This window comes from Serratia sp. H402Y (assembly GCF_051172415.1).
Classification (GTDB): Bacteria; Pseudomonadota; Gammaproteobacteria; order Enterobacterales; family Enterobacteriaceae; genus Serratia; species Serratia ureilytica.
The window spans coordinates 1148592-1166775 of the sequence record NZ_JBPIYZ010000001.1; the positions used below are offsets into that span (position 1 = coordinate 1148592).

At 57.1% G+C, this 18184-nt stretch carries 19 protein-coding genes; 16 read left to right on the forward strand and 3 right to left on the reverse strand.

What is annotated here, in order from left to right; genetic code table 11:
• Positions 1 to 40 precede the first annotated feature (40 nt).
• Positions 41 to 883, reverse strand: coding sequence for a class I fructose-bisphosphate aldolase (locus ACSBQS_RS05880; RefSeq protein ID WP_197666363.1), 843 nt, complete (start codon positions 881 to 883; stop codon positions 41 to 43).
• A 496-nt stretch (positions 884 to 1379) separates the two neighbouring features.
• Between ACSBQS_RS05880 and ACSBQS_RS05885 the strand changes: the two genes are divergently transcribed.
• From ACSBQS_RS05885 to ACSBQS_RS05905, 5 genes are all read left to right on the forward strand, one after another.
• Positions 1380 to 2309 carry a sugar ABC transporter substrate-binding protein gene (locus tag ACSBQS_RS05885; RefSeq protein ID WP_033652022.1) on the forward strand — a complete coding sequence of 310 codons (930 nt, stop codon included), beginning with the start codon at positions 1380 to 1382 and terminating at the stop codon, positions 2307 to 2309.
• Between the two features lie 75 nt (positions 2310 to 2384).
• A complete protein-coding gene (locus ACSBQS_RS05890) occupies positions 2385 to 3869 on the forward strand; it encodes a sugar ABC transporter ATP-binding protein (protein WP_033642731.1) in 1485 nt (494 codons plus the stop codon).
• A 15-nt stretch (positions 3870 to 3884) separates the two neighbouring features.
• On the forward strand, positions 3885 to 4925 hold the full coding sequence (locus ACSBQS_RS05895) for an ABC transporter permease (protein WP_033652114.1): 1041 nt from the start codon (positions 3885 to 3887) through the stop codon (positions 4923 to 4925).
• A 65-nt stretch (positions 4926 to 4990) separates the two neighbouring features.
• On the forward strand, positions 4991 to 5911 hold the full coding sequence (locus tag ACSBQS_RS05900; protein ID WP_434989957.1) for a sugar ABC transporter substrate-binding protein: 921 nt from the start codon (positions 4991 to 4993) through the stop codon (positions 5909 to 5911).
• A 137-nt stretch (positions 5912 to 6048) separates the two neighbouring features.
• The gene (locus ACSBQS_RS05905; RefSeq protein ID WP_197666361.1) at positions 6049 to 6813 is read left to right on the forward strand and encodes an SDR family oxidoreductase; all 765 of its coding nucleotides are present in this window, start codon (positions 6049 to 6051) and stop codon (positions 6811 to 6813) included.
• Positions 6814 to 6859: 46 nt separating this feature from the next.
• Here the strand turns inward: ACSBQS_RS05905 and metQ are convergent, their stop codons facing one another.
• Complete coding sequence (gene metQ, locus ACSBQS_RS05910; RefSeq protein ID WP_015377546.1) at positions 6860 to 7675, reverse strand: methionine ABC transporter substrate-binding lipoprotein MetQ; 816 nt, start codon at positions 7673 to 7675, stop codon at positions 6860 to 6862.
• Between the two features lie 236 nt (positions 7676 to 7911).
• On the opposite strand from metQ, the gene ACSBQS_RS05915 reads away from it, so the two are divergent.
• From ACSBQS_RS05915 to ACSBQS_RS05935, 5 genes are all read left to right on the forward strand, one after another.
• On the forward strand, positions 7912 to 8430 hold the full coding sequence (locus tag ACSBQS_RS05915) for a hypothetical protein (RefSeq protein ID WP_033652024.1): 519 nt from the start codon (positions 7912 to 7914) through the stop codon (positions 8428 to 8430).
• Between the two features lie 147 nt (positions 8431 to 8577).
• Entirely contained in the window at positions 8578 to 9003 is a 426-nt protein-coding gene (locus tag ACSBQS_RS05920; RefSeq protein ID WP_434989960.1) for a universal stress protein, read from the forward strand.
• Between the two features lie 110 nt (positions 9004 to 9113).
• On the forward strand, positions 9114 to 9428 hold the full coding sequence (locus tag ACSBQS_RS05925; RefSeq protein WP_033642736.1) for an ArsR/SmtB family transcription factor: 315 nt from the start codon (positions 9114 to 9116) through the stop codon (positions 9426 to 9428).
• Positions 9425 to 9754, forward strand: a complete 330-nt coding sequence (locus ACSBQS_RS05930; RefSeq protein ID WP_240290409.1) for an SRPBCC family protein — start codon at positions 9425 to 9427, stop codon at positions 9752 to 9754. Before ACSBQS_RS05925 ends, ACSBQS_RS05930 begins: the two co-directional genes overlap by 4 nt.
• A gap of 45 nt (positions 9755 to 9799) precedes the next feature.
• On the forward strand, positions 9800 to 10393 hold the full coding sequence (locus ACSBQS_RS05935; protein ID WP_033642740.1) for an ATP-dependent Clp protease proteolytic subunit: 594 nt from the start codon (positions 9800 to 9802) through the stop codon (positions 10391 to 10393).
• A gap of 43 nt (positions 10394 to 10436) precedes the next feature.
• Here the strand turns inward: ACSBQS_RS05935 and ACSBQS_RS05940 are convergent, their stop codons facing one another.
• A complete protein-coding gene (locus ACSBQS_RS05940; RefSeq protein WP_046686881.1) occupies positions 10437 to 10853 on the reverse strand; it encodes a hypothetical protein in 417 nt (138 codons plus the stop codon).
• A 621-nt stretch (positions 10854 to 11474) separates the two neighbouring features.
• Between ACSBQS_RS05940 and ACSBQS_RS05945 the strand changes: the two genes are divergently transcribed.
• Genes ACSBQS_RS05945 through ACSBQS_RS05970 form a run of 6 tightly spaced genes read left to right on the forward strand, consistent with a single transcriptional unit; the run spans position 11475 to position 18151 of the window.
• On the forward strand, positions 11475 to 12551 hold the full coding sequence (locus ACSBQS_RS05945) for an LLM class flavin-dependent oxidoreductase (protein WP_353440337.1): 1077 nt from the start codon (positions 11475 to 11477) through the stop codon (positions 12549 to 12551).
• Positions 12552 to 12596: 45 nt separating this feature from the next.
• Positions 12597 to 13211, forward strand: coding sequence for a cysteine hydrolase family protein (locus ACSBQS_RS05950; protein WP_046686883.1), 615 nt, complete (start codon positions 12597 to 12599; stop codon positions 13209 to 13211).
• A complete protein-coding gene (gene trpD, locus ACSBQS_RS05955; protein ID WP_052752684.1) occupies positions 13208 to 14296 on the forward strand; it encodes an anthranilate phosphoribosyltransferase in 1089 nt (362 codons plus the stop codon). Before ACSBQS_RS05950 ends, trpD begins: the two co-directional genes overlap by 4 nt.
• Complete coding sequence (locus ACSBQS_RS05960) at positions 14256 to 15476, forward strand: hypothetical protein (protein WP_052764906.1); 1221 nt, start codon at positions 14256 to 14258, stop codon at positions 15474 to 15476. Before trpD ends, ACSBQS_RS05960 begins: the two co-directional genes overlap by 41 nt.
• A gap of 17 nt (positions 15477 to 15493) precedes the next feature.
• The gene (locus tag ACSBQS_RS05965; RefSeq protein ID WP_353440338.1) at positions 15494 to 16726 is read left to right on the forward strand and encodes an MFS transporter; all 1233 of its coding nucleotides are present in this window, start codon (positions 15494 to 15496) and stop codon (positions 16724 to 16726) included.
• A 12-nt stretch (positions 16727 to 16738) separates the two neighbouring features.
• Positions 16739 to 18151, forward strand: coding sequence for a UbiD family decarboxylase (locus tag ACSBQS_RS05970; protein ID WP_052764905.1), 1413 nt, complete (start codon positions 16739 to 16741; stop codon positions 18149 to 18151).
• The last annotated feature ends 33 nt before the right edge of the window (positions 18152 to 18184 follow it).

The following is an 18184-nucleotide window of genomic DNA, read 5'->3' on the forward strand; positions in this document are numbered from 1 at the left end:
TGCCGGGTCGCGAAGGGGTTATTTTAGTTACAAAAGCGGGTCACTGCTGGTGGTAGATCTCCAGCGCCTGTTGGCCGCTGGCGCCTTGATGGATGATCGCCATCAGGGCGCGCACCATCTGCGACGGATTGCTGTGTTGATACACGTTGCGGCCATAGACCATGCCGGACGCGCCCTGGGCCATCAGCGCCGCGGATTTCTCCAGCACCGGGCCCAGCTCCCCCTTGCCGCCGCCGCGCACCAGCGTCGGGCAGCGCGCCGCTTCCACCACGCGGTGGAAATCTTCCACCCGTTCGGTCGGGTCGGCCTTGATGATGTCGGCGCCCAGTTCGCGCGCCAGCCGCACCAGCGGCACGATCTTTTCCACGTCGCCGAGCGACCCGTAGGCGGCGCCCTGGCCGGCCGGGGCCATCACCAGCGGTTCGATCATCAGCGGCATGGCGTAGCGATCGCAGGCGTGGCGCAGGCGGCCGATGTTCTCTACGCACTGGCGGAAAATGCCGGGTTCATCCGGGATCATATACAGATTGACCACCACCGCGGCGGCGTCCATTTGCAGCGCGGCGAGGATCGGCGCTTCCGGGTTGTGCAACACCGCCCACATCTCACGGTGGCGTGCTGCGTTATAGGCGTTGCCGACGTCGGTGCGCATCACCAGCGCCGGCTTTTCGCGCTGCGGCGCGCGCTGCAGCAGCTCCGCCTGGCCGTAGTTGACCTGAATGGCGTCGGGGCGCGCGGCGATCAGGTTGCCCATCACCCGTTCGATATCTTCCAGACCGATTAAGAAATCCGGTTCGTTGGCGATGCCGTGATCGATCGCCACATCCAGGCACTTGCCGTTATTGAACAGGCGGTTCATCCGCACCTTACTGCTGAGCTGCATGTCAGGTCCTCCTGAGATAGGGATATGTCCATTATTGCCGAGTAAGGATGGTCGGGAAACGCGGAAACCGCAAACTGCGCGCCCGCTCGCAGTTTTTGCCGACGCCCGGCGTGGCGCACGCGCGGGGCGCGTTACCCGATGGCTTTCACTGCATTTGTTAGATCCGTGTCATGTTTTTGTTAATAAGCCATTCCAAAACGCATGTTTCGCTTGTTTGGGTTAAAAAGTTTCAATAACCTCAATTATGAAATAAACATTTAAAAAAGCGGCGAAGACGCGGCTTGCTCTGCCAGGGGTTTATTTCAATTGATTGTTTTTAATCTGTTTTGAGATATCGATCACCATTTTGTTCACGGCCTTAATACGGGGATAACGCGGTAATTTCGCCGTATCAAAGGGATAACACCGACCGTAATGTTGTTTGAATGTAAAAAATATCTTTCATTAGCTGTCAATCAACAGACCACTTCATTCTAACGATTAAAGGGTAACGAACATGAAGCTGAAGAAACTGATCGCCGCCTCCGTACTGATGTGCATGCTGCCGGCCAGCGTGTTGGCGAAAGACATCAAGATCGGCGTTTCCATGGCTTACTTCGATGACAACTTCCTCACCATTCTGCGCCAGTCGATGCAAAACAAAATGAAAGCCGACGGCAACGTCAGCGGCCAGTTCGAAGACGCCAAGGGCGACATCGCGCAGCAAATTCAACAAATCGAAAACTTCGTCAGCCAGGGCGTCGACGCCATCATCCTCAACCCGGTGGATACTCAGGGCGTCAAGCCGATGATCAAATTGGCCGAGAACGCCAAAATCCCGCTGGTGTTCGTCAACCGCAAGCCGGAAGTGACGCTCCCGGCCGGCATGGCCTACGTCGGCTCCGATTCCAAGCTGGCCGGCAAACTGCAGATGGAAGCGTTGGCCAAGCTGATGAACGGCAAGGGCAACGTGATGATCCTGATGGGGGAACTGTCGAATGAATCGACCCGCGACCGCACCCGCGGCGTGGAAGAGGTGGCGGCCAACTATCCCGGCATCAAGATTGTCGATAAGCAAACCGCCAAGTGGACGCGTAAAGATGCGGTGGATATCACCACTGACTGGGTGTTGACCGGCCAGCAGATCGACGCCATCGCCTCCAACAACGATGAAATGGCCATCGGCGCCATCCTGGCGCTCAAGCAGGCTAAAAAGTCCGGCGTGCGGGTGGCCGGCGTGGATGGCACGCCCGATGCGCTGGAATTCATCAGAAAAGGCGATCTGGCGCTGAGCGTGTTCCAGGACGCCAAAGGCCAGGGCGAAGGCGCGGTGCAAACCGCCGTTCAACTGGTGAAAGGCGAGAAGGTGGAGAGCAACGTGCTGATCCCTTATCAGTTGATCACCCAGGCCAATTACCAGCAATTCGCCGATAAAAACAAAAAATAAGCCTTGAAGCCTGCCGCGGGCGCTCCACCTGAGCGCCCGCGGCAGAAAACGTGGGTCAGTGCGGAGGTAAGCGGTATGTACCCTTATGTTCTTGAGGCCGAAGGCATCAGCAAGCAGTTCCCCGGCGTCAAAGCGCTGGATAAGGTCTCGATTAAAATCAAACCCGGCAGCGTGCATGCGCTGATGGGCGAAAACGGCGCGGGCAAGTCGACGCTGATGAAATGCCTGATCGGCATCTATCACCCGGATGAGGGCTCGATCAAAATCAAAGGCCGGCCGGTGACCTTCAGCGACACGCTGCAGGCGCTGCATTCGGGCATTTCCATGATTCACCAGGAGCTGAACCTGGTGCCCTACATGACGGTGGCGGAAAACATCTGGCTGGGGCGTGAGCCGGCGCGGCTGGGGTTCGTCAACCACGAACAGCTGAATGAACAAACCCGCGAGCTGCTGGCGCGGCTGAACATCAAACTGCGGCCGGAAACGCTGGTGGGCGAACTGAGCATAGCCAGCCAGCAGATGGTGGAGATCGCCAAGGCCGTATCCTACAACGCCGACGTGCTGATCATGGATGAGCCGACCTCGGCGCTGACCGAAGGTGAAGTGGTGCACCTGTTCGCCATCATTCGCGAGCTGCGCGAGCAGGGCAAGGGCATCATTTACATCAGCCACAAGATGGACGAAATCTTCGCCATCACCGACGAAGTGAGCATTTTCCGCGACGGCACCTTCATCGCCTGCGACAAAACCGAAAATCTGACCAAACAGTCGCTGATCACCATGATGGTGGGGCGCGAGCTGACGCAGATGTTCCCCAAATTCAACAACAACATCGGCGAGGAAGTGCTGCGGGTGGCCGGGTTGCGCCGCAGCGGCTGGTTCCACGACGTCTCGTTCAGCGTCAAACGCGGCGAGATCCTCGGCGTCGCCGGGTTGGTGGGCGCCGGACGCAGCGAAGTGATGGAAAGCCTGTTCGGCATGCACCCGGCGGACGGCGGCGAGATCTTTATCGAAGGCCAGGCGGTGAAGGTGGATTCCCCGGCGAAGGCGATCGAGAGCGGGCTGGCGTTTCTCACCGAAGATCGCAAGAAGTCCGGCCTGTTTCTGGTGCTGTCGGTGGTCGAAAACATGAGCATCGTCAACCTGTCGGAATACATCGGCAAGAACGGCTTCGTCAGCCATGTGCAGATGGCCAAAGACTGCATGGCGCAGATCAAGAAGCTCAACATCAAAACGCCGACCATGGATCAGATCATCAATAACCTCAGCGGCGGCAACCAGCAGAAGGTGCTGATCGCGCGTTGGCTGCTGGCGCAGCCGAAAATCCTGATACTCGACGAACCGACGCGCGGCATCGACGTGGGAGCCAAAGCGGAAATCTACCGCCTGATCAGCGAGCTGGCCAACCGCGGCGTCGCCATCATTCTGGTGTCTTCCGAGCTGCCGGAGATCCTCGGCATGAGCGATCGGGTGATGGTGATGCACGGCGGCCGCATCACCGGCATTTTGGACAAAGACGACGCGGACCAGGAAAAGATCCTGGCGCTGGCCTCAGAATAACGAAGGGTGAACATCATGAGTAACGTAAAGATTGAGAAGCCGCTCTCCGCCGATTCAACGGGCAAGGGATCGCTGTTCTCCGGGCTGAGCGGCAAAATGCCGAAAGACACCGGTATTTTCATCGTGATGCTCGGCATTGCGCTGATCTTCGAAATCCTCGGCTGGTACATGCGCGATCAGTCGTTCCTGCTTAACCCGAACCGCCTGCTGCTGATCGTGCTGCAGGTGGCGATCATCGGCATCATCGCGGTGGGCGTCACCCAGGTCATCATCACCACCGGCATCGATCTCTCATCCGGTTCGCTGATTGCGTTGACCGCGGTGGTGGCGGCCAGCCTGGCGCAGACCTCGGACAGCATTTCGCCGATGTATCCGGGGCTGCTCGATCTGCCGGCGGCGATCCCGATCGGCGCGGGGATCGGGGTGGGCATTGTCTGCGGCTTTATCAACGGCTTTCTGATCACCCGCACCGGCATTCCGCCGTTCATCGCCACGCTGGGGATGATGGTATCGGCGCGCGGTCTGGCGCAGTACTACACCAAGGGCAACCCGGTCAGCTTCCTGTCGGATGGCTTCACGGCGATCGGCCAGGGCGCGATGCCGGTGATCATCTTCCTGGTGATCGCGGTGATCTTCCACATCGCGCTGAAGCATACCCGCTACGGCAAATACATCTACGCCATCGGCGGCAACATGACCTCGGCGCGGGTTTCCGGCATCAACGTCAATAAGTACCTGGTGACGGTTTACACCATCGCCGGCGGGTTGGCGGGGCTGGCGGGCGTGGTGCTGGCGGCGCGCGTCAGCAGCGGCCAGTCGAGCATGGGCATGTCCTATGAGTTGGACGCCATCGCCGCGGCGGTGATCGGCGGCAGTAGCCTGATGGGCGGCGTCGGGCGCATTACCGGCACGCTGATCGGCGCGGTGATCCTCGGCCTTATCAAAAGCGGCTTCACCTTTATCGGCGTCGATTCTTACATTCAGGACATCATCAAAGGCGTGATTATCGTCGCCGCCGTGTCGATCGACATGCGTCGCAACCGCAAAAAACACTGATTGCCGTGAATTGCCGCCGGCGCCAAGGTTGGCCGGCGGCGTTTTTTTACCCGGGGGGACACATCATGAACTTTCTGAAAGGGCTGTGGCTGGCGGCGGCGCTGTGCGCTTCTGCGCCGGCATGGGCGCAAACCATCGGCGTATCGATGGCCTATTTCGACCAGAACTTCCTCACCATTATCCGCCAGGCGATCGACAAGGAGGCCAAAGCGCGCGGCATTACCGTGCAGTTCGAGGACGCGCGCGGCGACGTCGGCCGCCAGACCGATCAGGTGCAGAGCTTTATCAGCGCCGGGGTGGACGCGATTATCGTCGATCCGGTCAACTCGGCCAGCACGCCGGTGATGACCAAAATGGTGCAGGCCGCCGGCGTGCCGCTGGTGTACGTGAACCGCACGCCGGGCGACGCCAGGCTGCCGCAGGGAGTGGTGTTCGTCGGTTCCGACGAGCGGGAGTCCGGCACGTTGCAGATGGAAGAACTGGCGCGGCTGGCCAACTATCAGGGCAATGTGGCGGTGATGATCGGCAACCTGACCGACGCCGGCGCGCTGCAGCGCACCAAAGACGTGGAGCAGGTGGTGGCCAAATACCCGAAGATGAAGGTGGTGCAGAAACAGAGCGCCAACTATTCACGCAGTGAAGGTATGGACCTGATGATGAACTGGCTGACCAACGGCGAAACGATCGACATCGTCGCCGCCAACAATGACGAGATGGCGATCGGCGCGATCATGGCGCTGCAGCAGGCCGCCAAAGCGGACAAGAACGTGCTGATCGGCGGCATCGACGCCACGCCCGACGGCCTCAAGGCGCTGGCCTCCGGCAAGATGCAGATCACGGTGTTCCAGGATGCGGTCGGCCAGGGCAAGGCGTCGGTCGATGTGGCGCAGCGCATGATCAACGGCGAAAAGCTTGAGCCGTATTACTGGATCCCGTTCGAGTTGGTGACGCCGGCCAATCAGGAGAAATACGCGGCCAAACCGTGAGTTCGCCGTCGGATCCGCGTTGCCGGGGCGCTGCTTGCAGCGCCTTTTTCATGGCGCCAATTGCATGTCCGCTTGCGGCCAGCGCTGCGCCGGATGTTGCGTCACACTGAGGCTCTTTTACGGTGTGAGGATAAGAGATGAACGCATTGAACGGTAAGGTGGCGGTGATTGGCGGCGCCAGTTCGGGGATCGGGCGGGCGGCGGCGCTGTTGTTCGCCCGGCAGGGGGCGACGCTGGTGTTGGGCGCCCGGCGCGAGCGGCTGCTGGCTGAACTGGTGGAGGACATTCGGCGCGAGGGCGGCCGGGCGTTGGCGGTAGCCGGTGACGTGTGCGACGAAGCCTTCGCCGAACGGTTGACGGCGACGGCCGTCGATGAATTCGGCGGGCTGGATATCGCCTTCAACAACGCCGGCACGTTGGGGCCGCTGGGGCCGTCGCTGGCGCTCAGCGCGTCAGAATGGCGCGATGTGCTGGAAACCAACCTGTCCAGCGCTTACTACAGCGCCAAATATCAAATCCCCGCCATGCAGGCGCGCGGCGCGGGTTCGGTGATCTTCACCTCCACGTTCGTCGGCCACACCGCGGCGTTTCCCGGTACGGCGGCCTATGCGGCCAGCAAATCGGGGCTGATCGGCCTGACGCAGGCGCTGGCGGTGGAATTTGGCGGACACGGCATTCGGGTGAATGCGCTGCTGCCGGGGGGCACCGACACGGCGATGGGGCGGCAGATGAGCAATACCCCGGAAGCATTGGCGCAGGTGGCCCAGCTGCACGCGCTGAAGCGGTTGGCGATGCCGGAGGAGATCGCGCAGGCGGCGCTGTATTTGGCGTCTGACGCTTCCTCGTTCGTCACCGGCACCGCAATGCTGGTGGACGGCGGCGTTTCCATCCAGCGCGGCTGAGGCTGTCTTCGCCCGTGGCCAGGCGCCACGGGCCCTACGCGCGGCGTTACCAGCCTTTGACGGCGTCGCCCTTGTAGATTTCGGCGGCGCTGGCCGCCACTTCATCGGTCTGATAGGCCTTGACCAGATCCTTCACTTTCTCGCTGTCTTTGTTGTCGATGCGGCTGGCGAAGATGTTGACGTAAGGCGAGTTTTTGTCCTCGACAAACAGCCCGTCCTTCGCCGGCGACAGACCGATCTGGCTGGAATAGTTGGTGTTGATGATCGCCAGCGTCACCTGCTGGTCGTCCAGCGCGCGCGGCAGCTGCGGCGCTTCAATCTCGACGATTTTCAGCTTTTTCGGGTTGCTGACGATGTCCAGCGCGGTCGGCAGCAGGCCGACGCCGTCTTTCAGCGTAATCAGCCCCTGTTTTTGCAACAGCAGCAGCGAGCGGCCCAGGTTGGTCGGATCGTTCGGCACCGCCACCTGCGCGCCGTCCGGCAGTTGGCTGAGCGCGGTGATTTTCTTCGAATAGCCGGCGATCGGGTAGACGAAGGTGTTGCCTACCGCCGCCAGCTTGTAGCCGCGCTCCTGCATCTGTTTGTCCAGATACGGCTTGTGTTGGAAGGCGTTGACGTCCAGATCGCCGTTGTTCAGCGCTTCGTTCGGCAGCACGTAATCGTTGAAGGTCACCACCTCCACGTCCAGATCGTATTTCTGCTTGGCCACTTTCTGCACCACCGCCCACAGCGACTGATCGATGCCGGCGCTGATGCCGACCTTGATGTGGTGATCGTCCTGTGCGGTCGGGCCGCAGGCGGTCAGCAACAGCGTGCCGGCGGCGGCCAGCGCCAGCGTGAGGTTTTTCAGCGTAAATGTCATTTCCCCAGGGTCCTTGTCAACATTGCCTGCTAATTTAGGCGGGAAGAATAGTGGCAGTGACTGTAGGTAATCGCTGAGCTAAAACAAAATACTGATTCACTATGACTAATAGCGATTGGCTATGAGTAGCCGCCGCCCGGCGCGATGCGGATTGCTTTGACGGCGAATCGGCGGGCTTATTATGATAGCCGCTGGCCCGCGAGGGCAGACTGGGTACTGAAACGAAGGAAAAGACAATGCGATTGAACACTTGGAGCAAGGCGCTGCTGCCGCTGGTGGTGTTGGCCTGCGTCTCGGCGACTCAGGTTCGGGCGGCGGAGAGCGATACCGGGCCGATCCCTAAACAGCTGCTGGGCAACTGGCGCGTCAGCAAAATCGTGCCGACCCAAACCACCGGCTGCTGGGATCAGCAGCAGGCGCAGAGCCTGATCGGCGGCAAGATCAGCTATAAAGCGGATGCGTTCAGCTGGAACGGCACGGCGCTGAAAAGCGAGGGGGCTACCGTCAGCACCGTAGAGGCGCAGGAGTTTGTCGAGGACAACGCCGGCAGCAGTTCCTACATCGATTTCCCGATGCTGGGCATCAGCACGCCGTCGGTCGAGCGCGTGGCCATTCAGCATGCCGATACCGCCATCAAAGGCATCACCGATCAAGGCACCGAAGGGGTGCCCGGCGACAACGTGCTGGTGAAAGACGCCAACACGCTGATCCTGTCGTTGTGCAACGTCTGGTTTGAGGCGCAGCGCGAGAAGTAATTTCTGCTTTCAGCCCCGGCAACGGGGCTTTCCCACCGCATCACCTCCCGCCACGAGCGCCATTTCTGAACTAAAATTAACCATAACGATATGACCCCGGCGTGATATCGGAGCCTCGGCTCTACCGAGTCCATGACAGGAGGCGCTATGTGTTACCACCATATTGTCATCGCCACCGATCTGAGCGATGACGGCAAACGGCTGGTCGAAAAGGGGGTGCTGCTGGCGGAAGCGCTGAAGGCCAAACTCTCGCTGATCTATGTGGACGTTCACTACGACACCTACCACGCGGCGATCGGCTTTTCTGAGCGCAGCGACGACGGCGTGCCGTTCGAAGAGAAGATCCGCAAAGAGCTGGAACCCACCACGCAAAACGTCAATTACCCGATCGCGGAAGTGATTATCGGGCGCGGCGGCTTCGTTGACGAACTGCGCACGGCGATCGTGGATAAAGACATCGATCTGCTGGTGTTCGGCCATCACCACGATCTGTGGAGCAATCTGTTTTCTTCCACCCGCAACGCCATCAACCAGTTGAATATCGACGTGCTGGTGATCCCGATCCGTTCATAAGCGCGATCATGCCTCGTCCATTCACTCCGCGCTGCGGCGCGGAGTTTCTTTTGCAGCAAAAAATGCCTTGCTCGGTTGCATAATACATAAGTGAATACTAATGTGTTTGTATGAACGAAAATGACATCTTCAAGGCGTTGGCCGATCCGACCCGCCGCTGCATCTTCGACAAACTCGCCGCCGGCAGCATGAACGCCAGCGCGCTGCGCGAAGGGCTGACCATCAGCCAGTCGGCGATGTCGCAACACCTGGCGGTGCTGCGCAATGCCGGACTGGTGCGCGAGGCGAAACAGGGGCGCTTCGTCAATTACCAGGTCGACCCGGAGGGGCTGGCGCAGATCGCGCAGTGGCTGGCGAAGTACCGTGCTTACTGGCCGGCGCGCATCGACGCGCTGCAAACCTTGCTGAAGGACATGGATCAATGAACAAACAGGCCGAGCCGCCGCCGCAGGAACGGCTGGTGTTGGAATATTCGCTTGATGCGCCGCCGGAAAAAGTGTGGCGAGCGCTCAGCGTGCCCGAATTGCGCGAGCAGTGGCTGCCGACGGGAGATCTGGCGCAGGCAGAACCGTTGGCCGCCACGCCGGGCGAAGCGGTGAGCTATCGCCTGCGCGACGGCCAACCGCCGTTTCTCGAAAGCGTCGTCACCCTGCAGATAGTGCCGGACGCCGGCGGCGGCAGCCTGCTGCGGATTATCCACCAGCTCGACGCCGCCAACGATGGCCCGACGACGGTAATGCGCGCCGCCTGACGCGTTAAACACCTTTCTCTTTGTTGCCAACCCAGGAGTTCACCGATGCGTGAGAAGATGATGCTCGTCCCGATGGTGGTGGAGCAGACCAGCCGGGGAGAACGTTCCTTTGACATTTACTCGCGCCTGCTGCGCGATCGGATCGTGTTCCTCAACGGCGAAGTCAACGACGACGTGGCCGAAATGCTGTGCGCCCAGCTGCTGTTTCTGGAAGCGGAAAACCCGGAAAAACCGGTTCACCTGTACATCAACTCGCCGGGTGGGGCGATCACCAGCGGGCTGGCGATTTACGACACCATGCAGTATATCCGCGCCCCGGTGCATACGCTGTGCATGGGCACCGCGCGCTCGATGGGGTCGTTCCTGCTGATGGCCGGTGAACCGGGGCACCGCATGGCGCTGCCCAACGCCAGCCTGCATGTGCACCAACCGCTGGGCGGCTTTCAGGGGCAGGCGTCCGACATTCTGATCCAGGCAGAGGAAATGAAACGCACCAAAGACCGGGTGATCCGGCTGTATGCCCAACATTGCGGCCTGAACGAAGAGGAAGTGGAGCGGGTGTTGGATCGCGATCGCTTTATGACCGCCGACGAAGCGGCGGCCTGGGGATTGATCGATCGGGTATTGCGGGCCCGGTGAGTGTCGGCTCCGATAGCGGAATGAAGGGGGCAATATCACTCGATTATTGGTAGGTGAGCGCCGTTGAGGTGATCCAGCCACGCTGACCGGCACATTCGCCGGTAATGATGGAGATTTCTTTCCATTCCGCATTGCCGATGTCCATTGCAGCGCTTTTACCTGTCAATGCGACCTGTGTGCCGGCGATGAGCTGGCAAATATGTTTGGTGGGTTCCAACAAGTTACCCATATTGGGTTGAGCAATTAAAGGCATCGGCCGCTTCAGCACTAGCTGAGGCGCCTTTTCACCCGGTGTGTTAGTGATGGTGATATTTCCGCTATTACTACCAATCGTCGTATTCGCGCTGCCATTAACGAACTGACTGCGTGTTTCCGTTGAAGATGAAAAGGCAGAATAACCAGCGAAGAGGGTGCCGATAATGGTGGCTATGCCCGCGAGGATGGTGAGTTTATTTTGCAAGATATTTCTCCAGAGATATTTATTATATTGATGTTTGGTAAATATACCTTTCTCAATAAAATGGGTAAAGCGTAAATGAAACTATAATCCATCATATTTAAAAATGCATTTATGTTTAATTATTCACTTGGAATATAACTACAAATGCGTGTCATTCTAATTATTGTATTTGGTTGTTTCCTTATGTTAATAAACCAAGTTGGGAGAAATGTTTCATCTTTCTCACAATCATTCACGCGGGGATGTTTATTTTTTCTTTATTTAACAGTAAGGTTGGCCATTTTTTGTCTCACTTTTGCACACTTCACGTTGCCTCTTTTTTTGAACCAGTAATGTCTTTTTTTCTTCATGGCTAATTGTTATGAATTTGTTATTGATCACAAATTAAGCAATTTCGTGTTGCCATTGCCTTGTCTATACAACTATATACTTAAGGGGAAAGTAATGTTCAATAATCATCTTAACTTTTCGTGGTTAACTTTTTCAGGTGTTTAATTTTACGACTTAATAATGTCTAAGCATTAATTCATTTTTAATTTGAATGAAATTGATGGGTTGAATGTCAATTTGCCGTATATCACGTGCTAATCGGGATTTTACGCTTCAAGGAGATAATCGAACATGAAACTTGGCGCATTTTTAATGCCGGCACATCCGCGTTATCGCTCGTTGCACGATGGGCATTACCACGATCTTGATACCTTTAGGTTTTTGGACAAAATCGGTTTTGATGAGGCTTGGATTGGCGAGCATTATACGATGCCGGCTGAACCGTGCCCTTCTCCAGATTTGCTCATCGCTCAAGCCATTTTGCAGACTGAGCGCATAAAATTGGCGCCGGGCGCCTTTATGCTGCCGTTTCATCATCCAGCCGAGTTGGCTCATCGCATTTGTTGGCTGGATCATATATCGAAGGGGCGATTAATGGTGGGAATTGGCGCCAGCGGTACCACGTTGGATCTCGACATGTTCGACATAGATCATAAGTCGGGTGTGCATCGGGAGATGACGGCAGAATCGATAGCGATCATGATGCGATTTTGGAATAGCGATGGGCCATTCGAATTTAAAGGTAAGTATTGGACAGCGCGTCGGCCGGCGGATCAGTGGGATAAAACCTCCGGTTATCACCTCAAGCCCTATCAATCACCCCATCCGCCAGTAGGCGTGACCGGCCTTTCACCTTCATCCTCGACGTTAAAGATTGCCGGTCGTAATGGCTGGATCCCTATCAGCTTTTGTTTTACGCCGCAGTATCTCCATACCCATTGGCAAGTTGTTGAAGAGGGCGCCGCATTGAATGGAAGGGTTCCTCCGGCCAGGGATACATGGCGTGTCAGTCGTCCTATTCTGATCGCCGACACAGATGCGCAAGCATGGCGGCTTGCTGTCGAAGGCGAAATGGGACGTTACTTTCGTGAGGATTACTTGCCGATGATCGCCGGCAACAAGGCGCTTGGTTTGTTCAAACATCACCCGGATGTACCCGACAGTGAAGTCACCGTCGAGTATTGCGCCAAGCATTGCTGGCTCCTTGGATCGCCGGAGACGGTACGTGAACGCATAGAAGAAATGCAATCGCTGTCTGGCGGATTCGGTGTGTTGCATGTCATGGGGTTCGATCATTTGGATGAATTGAAACCCGTACGTGAAAGCCATCGCGCATTGCAAGAGCTCGTCACGACGTATTTCGCCTGACCCAGACCGAATATCGGCACCGTGCGGTCATTCATGGAGAGAAAGATGCAACGTCAAAAAGCAACTCAGCCCCCCAATCGGACACGTCGATTTGCCGTTTTGGTGATCGACATGCAATACGACTTTCTGGATGAAGATGGTCCTGTTCCTTGCGAAGGAGGGCGGGAGATTATCGCGTCGCTTCAAGTTTTGTTGAGCTTTGCGCGCGGTGCGGGCATCCCGGTGATCTATACCCAGGAAAGCCACCGCGTCAACCGTGTGGACTTCGGCCGGGAGCTTGACTACGGCGAGACACTTCATTGCCTCGAAGGGAGCCGTGGCGTTGAGATCATCGCAGACTTATCTCCACAGGTTGGCGATCAGGTATTAATCAAACGCCGTTACAGTGCGTTCTTCGCCACCGACCTGGATCTTCTGCTGCGTGGGATGGGAGTAGATACCGTCGTTCTGACCGGTGTTGCCACGGATGTTTGTGTTCGTGCGACTGCTCAGGACGCCATGCAATTAGATTATCGCGTCATAGTGCCGCGCGAGTGCGTCGCGGGGACGCGTCAAGTGCGACATGAGGCGGCGCTTGAGAACATCGGTTATGTATTTGGCAGTATTCAGAGTTTGACTGAGGTTATGAATCTCTTGCGGGTGGGATTGGAGGAAACATGAACGCAACGCTGTCGATAAAACCGCTGGAAGAGCGATTCAGAAACGTCTTGCAAATCTTGGTTGAAAAACGGCTTAGCTTGAGCCGGGAACAGACCCGAGATCTGGTCCAGGCCATGCTGGGACAGCAATTGGATGATATGCAGATCGGCGCGTTGCTCGTCGCTATGGCACAAAAGGGCGAGTCCGCTGATGAGATCGCCGGTGCGGTTGACGCAATAGCGGCACGTTGCCGGCCATTGGTAAGCGGTTTGCCGCTTACGTTGAATATCGGTGGTACTGGAGGAGACCGGAGCGGGACCTTCAATATTTCCACCACGGCAGCCTTGGTTGTGGCCGCAACTGGCGTGCCAGTGATCAAGCATGGCAATAGTCGCGTGACCAGCGTCAGCGGCAGCAGCGACATGATGTCGGCGTTGGGCATTGATGTTTCGCGCAAGGGTGATGAAGCGTGGCTGCGGCGATCGTTGGCAACGAGCAACTTCGCGTTTCTCTCTACTTCGTCTTGGTATGCGTTTCCTGAACGGCTGACTGCTGTACGGCGCGCTTTGGGTGTTCGTAGCCTGTTTAATCTGAGTGGGTCGTTGGTTCATCCTGCTAACGTGACGCACCAACTGATAGGCGTTGCGCATGCTTCGCTTTTGTATCCCATGGCTGAGGCGCTGGTGAGGTTGGGCAAGGTGACGGCTTTTATCGTACATGGTGCCGGAGATTTGGATGAAGTCAGTTGCCTGGGAGAAACCCAGGTCCTGTGTGTAAGTGATGGCTGTATAGGTCGGTTTTCCGTGCAGCCGGATGATTTTGAGGTCCCTGCCTGTGAATTACGGGCGCTGCGAGGGGGGTCTGCGGAGCGTAACGCGAAAATCTGCCTGGCAGTGCTTAACGGCGAGCGGGGGACCTATCGCAACGCGACTATAGTGAGCGCCGCGACGGCGCTGGTGTTGGCCGGCAAGACGCGCTCCTTTGGCGAGGCGGCGAAACTCGTGCGGCAAGTATTGGATAACGGGCGGGCGTATCAGGTTCTTAAACGATTCAAGGAGACGATGAATGAGAACGAGAGTGAAAGTCTGCGGCATCACGCACCTTGAGGATGCTCTGGCGGCATTAAACGCGGGGGCCAATGCATTGGGGTTCATTTTTTCACAAAGTCCACGTCAGGTTTCGCCCGACGAAGCCCGTTCGATCATTGAACGATTGCCGCCTTTTACTCAGGTGGTCGGCGTGTTTGTCAATGAACCCAGGGAATGGGTGCAAAACATTATATGTTATTGCGGCCTGACAGCGATTCAGCTTCAGGGTGACGAAACGAATGAGTATTGCCAGGCATTTGATGTCCCGGTCATTAAAAGTTTCCATCTCGAAAGCACTTTGGCTCTGGACAGGATAAACGACTATCAGGTTAGTGCATACCTATTGGACACACAGGTCGAGGGGCTGAGCGGCGGTTCTGGAAAGCCATTCGATTGGAGTTTGTTGAAAAACAAAACATTTGCGCGGCCGGTAATTGTTGCGGGTGGACTGCATGCCGGCAATGTCAGCCATCTGATTCAGCATTGTTTCCCCACGGCCATTGATGTCTGTTCTGGCGTCTCTCGGTCCGCGCGCCGTAAGGACCCTGTGCGACTCCAAACCTTTTTTGACGCTGTCGCCTATGCCGATCGCCTTCGCGTGCAGGCGCCGGCTGAGAGTGGGCAAGAGGACATCCTCAAGGCGTCTTTTGATCGGCAGCCTTTGGTGGAGATTCAGGGGCGGCGGTTTTTGTTGAATGCTCTGACGGAACAGATCCCGGCAACCCCGGCTGAACTCTTGCGTGAAGCAGCCAGGCGAGTCTGCGATGCGGCGCAATTTCCGCCGGGAACCAAGCTGGTGGGGGAGGAAGACAAAGGAGGCGGTTTATTGGCTGCCGTTTCGCTGCTTTCAGGCCTGTCATACGGCATTGCCCGCTGGTACCCATCCGGTCTTGAAGGACAGGTTAAGGTTGATTTCGATTGCGAATATACCGGCGGCAGCCTCTTTTTGAACGGCGTGGAGCCCGGCGATAACGTTTATATCGTGGACGATCTCATCAGCACTGGCGGAACATTGGTGGGGTTGGTTTGTGCAGTGCGGAAAGCAGGGGCTGATGTATCAGGCATCTTATGTGTGGTGGAAAAACGCAATTATGGTGGAGCCAGGCGCGTGTTCGAGGCGACGGGGATCTCGGTGCAATCGCTTATTGAAGTGGATGTGAGCGGCGAGCATTCGGTCGTTGTCGGCGTTAATTATTAAATAAAAAGGAGGCTGTGATGGTCAAGGAAAGAAAATTCCGCGGTTGGTACATGGTCGGTGCCGTTCATCTTTTACTGGCGGTTATTTTTGGCGCTGCTTACTCATTCGGGGCATTTTTTACTGCATTACAGACGAACTTTGACGCAGGGCGTTTTTCTACCGCCTCAATCTTCTCGCTGACGGCGTTAATTTACTATGCCGTTGGGGTATTTTCCGGTGCCTGGAGCGATCGTACTTCGGTAAGGACGGTAACCGGCATTGGTATTTTACTGCTTTCGCTGGGATTCTTCGGCAGTAGCCTGCTGGCGTCGTCACTGACGGCGTTTTTGCTCACGTTTTGCCTGTTGGTAGGGGTTGGCGTCGGATTGGTTTACGTGCCGGCTGTTTCAACCATTCAACGCTGGTTCGTCGTTCATCGCAGCTCGGCTTCCGGCCTGGCGCTGGCTGGCACCGGCTTGGGAACGCTGGTGGGGCCGATGGTGGCCGGTGGGCTGATGCGACATTTGTCCTGGCAAAGCACTCTGCAAGTGTATGCCGTCGCTATCGCCGTGTTGGGGTTGGCTGCCGCCTTCATTTTACGAGGCCGGCCAGAGGACGTGGGCGAATATCCCGATGGGCTTCGTTCCGTTGAGGTGACCTCAATGCAGCGTCCAGGCTTCAGCGGTAGCGTCACGCTGCGAGAGGCCGCTGGCCGAGCTCAATTTTGGTGGTTTTTTATCGCGATATTTTTCGGCTCTATCGGACTGTTCCTGGCGTTGGTTCATATCAATCCTTATGCGCAGCAACAGGGGCTGCATGTAACACAAGCCAATCTGCTCATCGGTTTGATCGGCGTGGGCAATATCGGCGGCCGTCTGGTTTTGGGACGAATAGGCGACCGTCTGGGCGCGCGGCGTTTTTTGGTTATCGTCACGTTGAGTTTGGCCCTGTTATGCGGTTTTTGGAGTGTGGCGCACAGCTTTACCGCGCTGGCGATTTTCGCGCTGTTGTTCGGCGCGGCCAACGGCGGCTGTATTGCGCTGTACCCGGCAGTGGCCAGTACATGGTTCGGCACCGCCAATCTGGGCGCCATTCTGGGGGCATTGTATATCGCCGTGGGGATCGCCGCCGTTGGCGGGGGCAGCGCCGCCGGTTGGCTGTATGATTTGTATCAGAGTTACACGTTGTCTATTGCGTTGGCCGGCATGGCGGCGCTGCTGTCTGCGTTGGGGATCGTCTTGGCTTCTCGCTGTACTTCCCGGATGGGATGAGGGAGGAGTCAAATGCTATTGCCTAATGACTTGCGCTCTGCCTTGGCGTTGTTGCGGCAAGCAGGGGATGAGATTACCCCGGTGGAGAGATCGATTTCTCCCGAGGTGGAGATGATTGAAGATTTTCTCGATGCCTATCGCCAGCCTGGCGGTTCCTGGTTTGCCGATGAGCAACCGTTACGGCTTTATCGACGACCAACGCGGGGCGAGTTTCCCGTTTTGATGGGGATGTTTGGTAATCGCCGTCGTTGCAGGCTGTTTTTGGATCCCTTCGGACGTTACTCCGCAGACATATCAAATGCTCAGTTGTTGTTGCAGGCGGCGAATAGGCCGATAGCGCCCAGATTACTGGGCGGGGAGGAACGCAACTTTCACAACGTGCGTAAGCCTGCTGAAATCCTGGCTTTGCTGCCGATCCTACGTTATCTGCAAGATGATCCTGGGCCGACGGTGACGTTGGGGTTGATCTATGCGCACGATAATCGAACCGGAGCCGCGAATTGTTCTTACCACCGAGTTACCTTCAAAGAGGATTCGGCGGTGGTGGCGATTGACTCTCGTGGTCACTTACAACACATGCTTTCGACACATCTGGCGCGCGGAGAGCTACTGCCGATTTCCGTCAATATCGGGCTTGATCCGGCCATTTATCTGGCTTCGACATTGACTCGGCCTTGTCTTTCTTACGGTAGCGACGAGTTAGGCGTTGCGGGGGCCCTGCGCGGCAATGCGGTGGAGATTGCGCCATGTCACGCCAATACGGGGCGATATATCGCCCATGCCGAGATCGTTATAGAAGGGATGTTGGGGGCGGAAAAAGAACCGGAGACAGCGGAGGTGGCCGGTTTTTCCTTACCTGAGTATCTCGGTTATCGCTCGCCATGTGGTATGGCCACAACACTGCAGGTTCAGGCGGTAAGCCACCGCGCCGGGGCGATATATCAGACGCTGTCGGGTCCTGGTGTGGAGCAATCCATTCTGCTTGGTTTAGGCCAAGAGTGTTCGCTGCTCGCCCGACTAAAAACAGAGGGGCTTGAGAGGCTGTTTTGTCGCGTCGCGGCTCTGCCTTCCGGCGGCGGTCACTTGCTTACCGTATTGCAAGTCGTTAAACGCGCTTGCAGTGATGACCTGCGCGTTATCGACGCAGCCAAGAGATTGCTCGGTGAGGTGCCGTCACTCAAAAATGTGTTACTGGTGGATGAGGATGTTGACCCTTATTCGGAGCGTGATGTCCTCTGGGCTATGAGTACGCGCGCCCGACTTGAACGCGATATTCATGTCAGCGCTTTGCTGCCCGGCACTTCCCTTGATCCCTCGCAATTGCCGCTCTATGGCGGGAGTGATGCGAATGGGCTCGTCAATAAATGCGTCGTTGATTGTACGGTTCCTTTTAGCTCTCGGCGGCGTTTTCAACGGGCGTTTTAATGTGAGCGGTACGCCTTTCTGTAGCCTGCCTGA

Excerpts from the sequence above, each read along its gene's own strand:
- ACSBQS_RS05880 (WP_197666363.1), bottom strand. The coding sequence starts at position 883 with ATGCAGCTCAGCAGTAAGGTGCGGATGAACCGCCTGTTCAATAACGGC.
- ACSBQS_RS05885 (WP_033652022.1), top strand. The coding sequence starts at position 1,380 with ATGAAGCTGAAGAAACTGATCGCCGCCTCCGTACTGATGTGCATGCTG.
- ACSBQS_RS05890 (WP_033642731.1), top strand. The coding sequence starts at position 2,385 with ATGTACCCTTATGTTCTTGAGGCCGAAGGCATCAGCAAGCAGTTCCCC.
- ACSBQS_RS05895 (WP_033652114.1), top strand. The coding sequence starts at position 3,885 with ATGAGTAACGTAAAGATTGAGAAGCCGCTCTCCGCCGATTCAACGGGC.
- ACSBQS_RS05900 (WP_434989957.1), top strand. The coding sequence starts at position 4,991 with ATGAACTTTCTGAAAGGGCTGTGGCTGGCGGCGGCGCTGTGCGCTTCT.
- ACSBQS_RS05905 (WP_197666361.1), top strand. The coding sequence starts at position 6,049 with ATGAACGCATTGAACGGTAAGGTGGCGGTGATTGGCGGCGCCAGTTCG.
- metQ (WP_015377546.1), bottom strand. The coding sequence starts at position 7,675 with ATGACATTTACGCTGAAAAACCTCACGCTGGCGCTGGCCGCCGCCGGC.
- ACSBQS_RS05915 (WP_033652024.1), top strand. The coding sequence starts at position 7,912 with ATGCGATTGAACACTTGGAGCAAGGCGCTGCTGCCGCTGGTGGTGTTG.
- ACSBQS_RS05920 (WP_434989960.1), top strand. The coding sequence starts at position 8,578 with ATGTGTTACCACCATATTGTCATCGCCACCGATCTGAGCGATGACGGC.
- ACSBQS_RS05925 (WP_033642736.1), top strand. The coding sequence starts at position 9,114 with ATGAACGAAAATGACATCTTCAAGGCGTTGGCCGATCCGACCCGCCGC.
- ACSBQS_RS05930 (WP_240290409.1), top strand. The coding sequence starts at position 9,425 with ATGAACAAACAGGCCGAGCCGCCGCCGCAGGAACGGCTGGTGTTGGAA.
- ACSBQS_RS05935 (WP_033642740.1), top strand. The coding sequence starts at position 9,800 with ATGCGTGAGAAGATGATGCTCGTCCCGATGGTGGTGGAGCAGACCAGC.
- ACSBQS_RS05945 (WP_353440337.1), top strand. The coding sequence starts at position 11,475 with ATGAAACTTGGCGCATTTTTAATGCCGGCACATCCGCGTTATCGCTCG.
- ACSBQS_RS05950 (WP_046686883.1), top strand. The coding sequence starts at position 12,597 with ATGCAACGTCAAAAAGCAACTCAGCCCCCCAATCGGACACGTCGATTT.
- trpD (WP_052752684.1), top strand. The coding sequence starts at position 13,208 with ATGAACGCAACGCTGTCGATAAAACCGCTGGAAGAGCGATTCAGAAAC.
- ACSBQS_RS05960 (WP_052764906.1), top strand. The coding sequence starts at position 14,256 with ATGAGAACGAGAGTGAAAGTCTGCGGCATCACGCACCTTGAGGATGCT.
- ACSBQS_RS05965 (WP_353440338.1), top strand. The coding sequence starts at position 15,494 with ATGGTCAAGGAAAGAAAATTCCGCGGTTGGTACATGGTCGGTGCCGTT.
- ACSBQS_RS05970 (WP_052764905.1), top strand. The coding sequence starts at position 16,739 with ATGCTATTGCCTAATGACTTGCGCTCTGCCTTGGCGTTGTTGCGGCAA.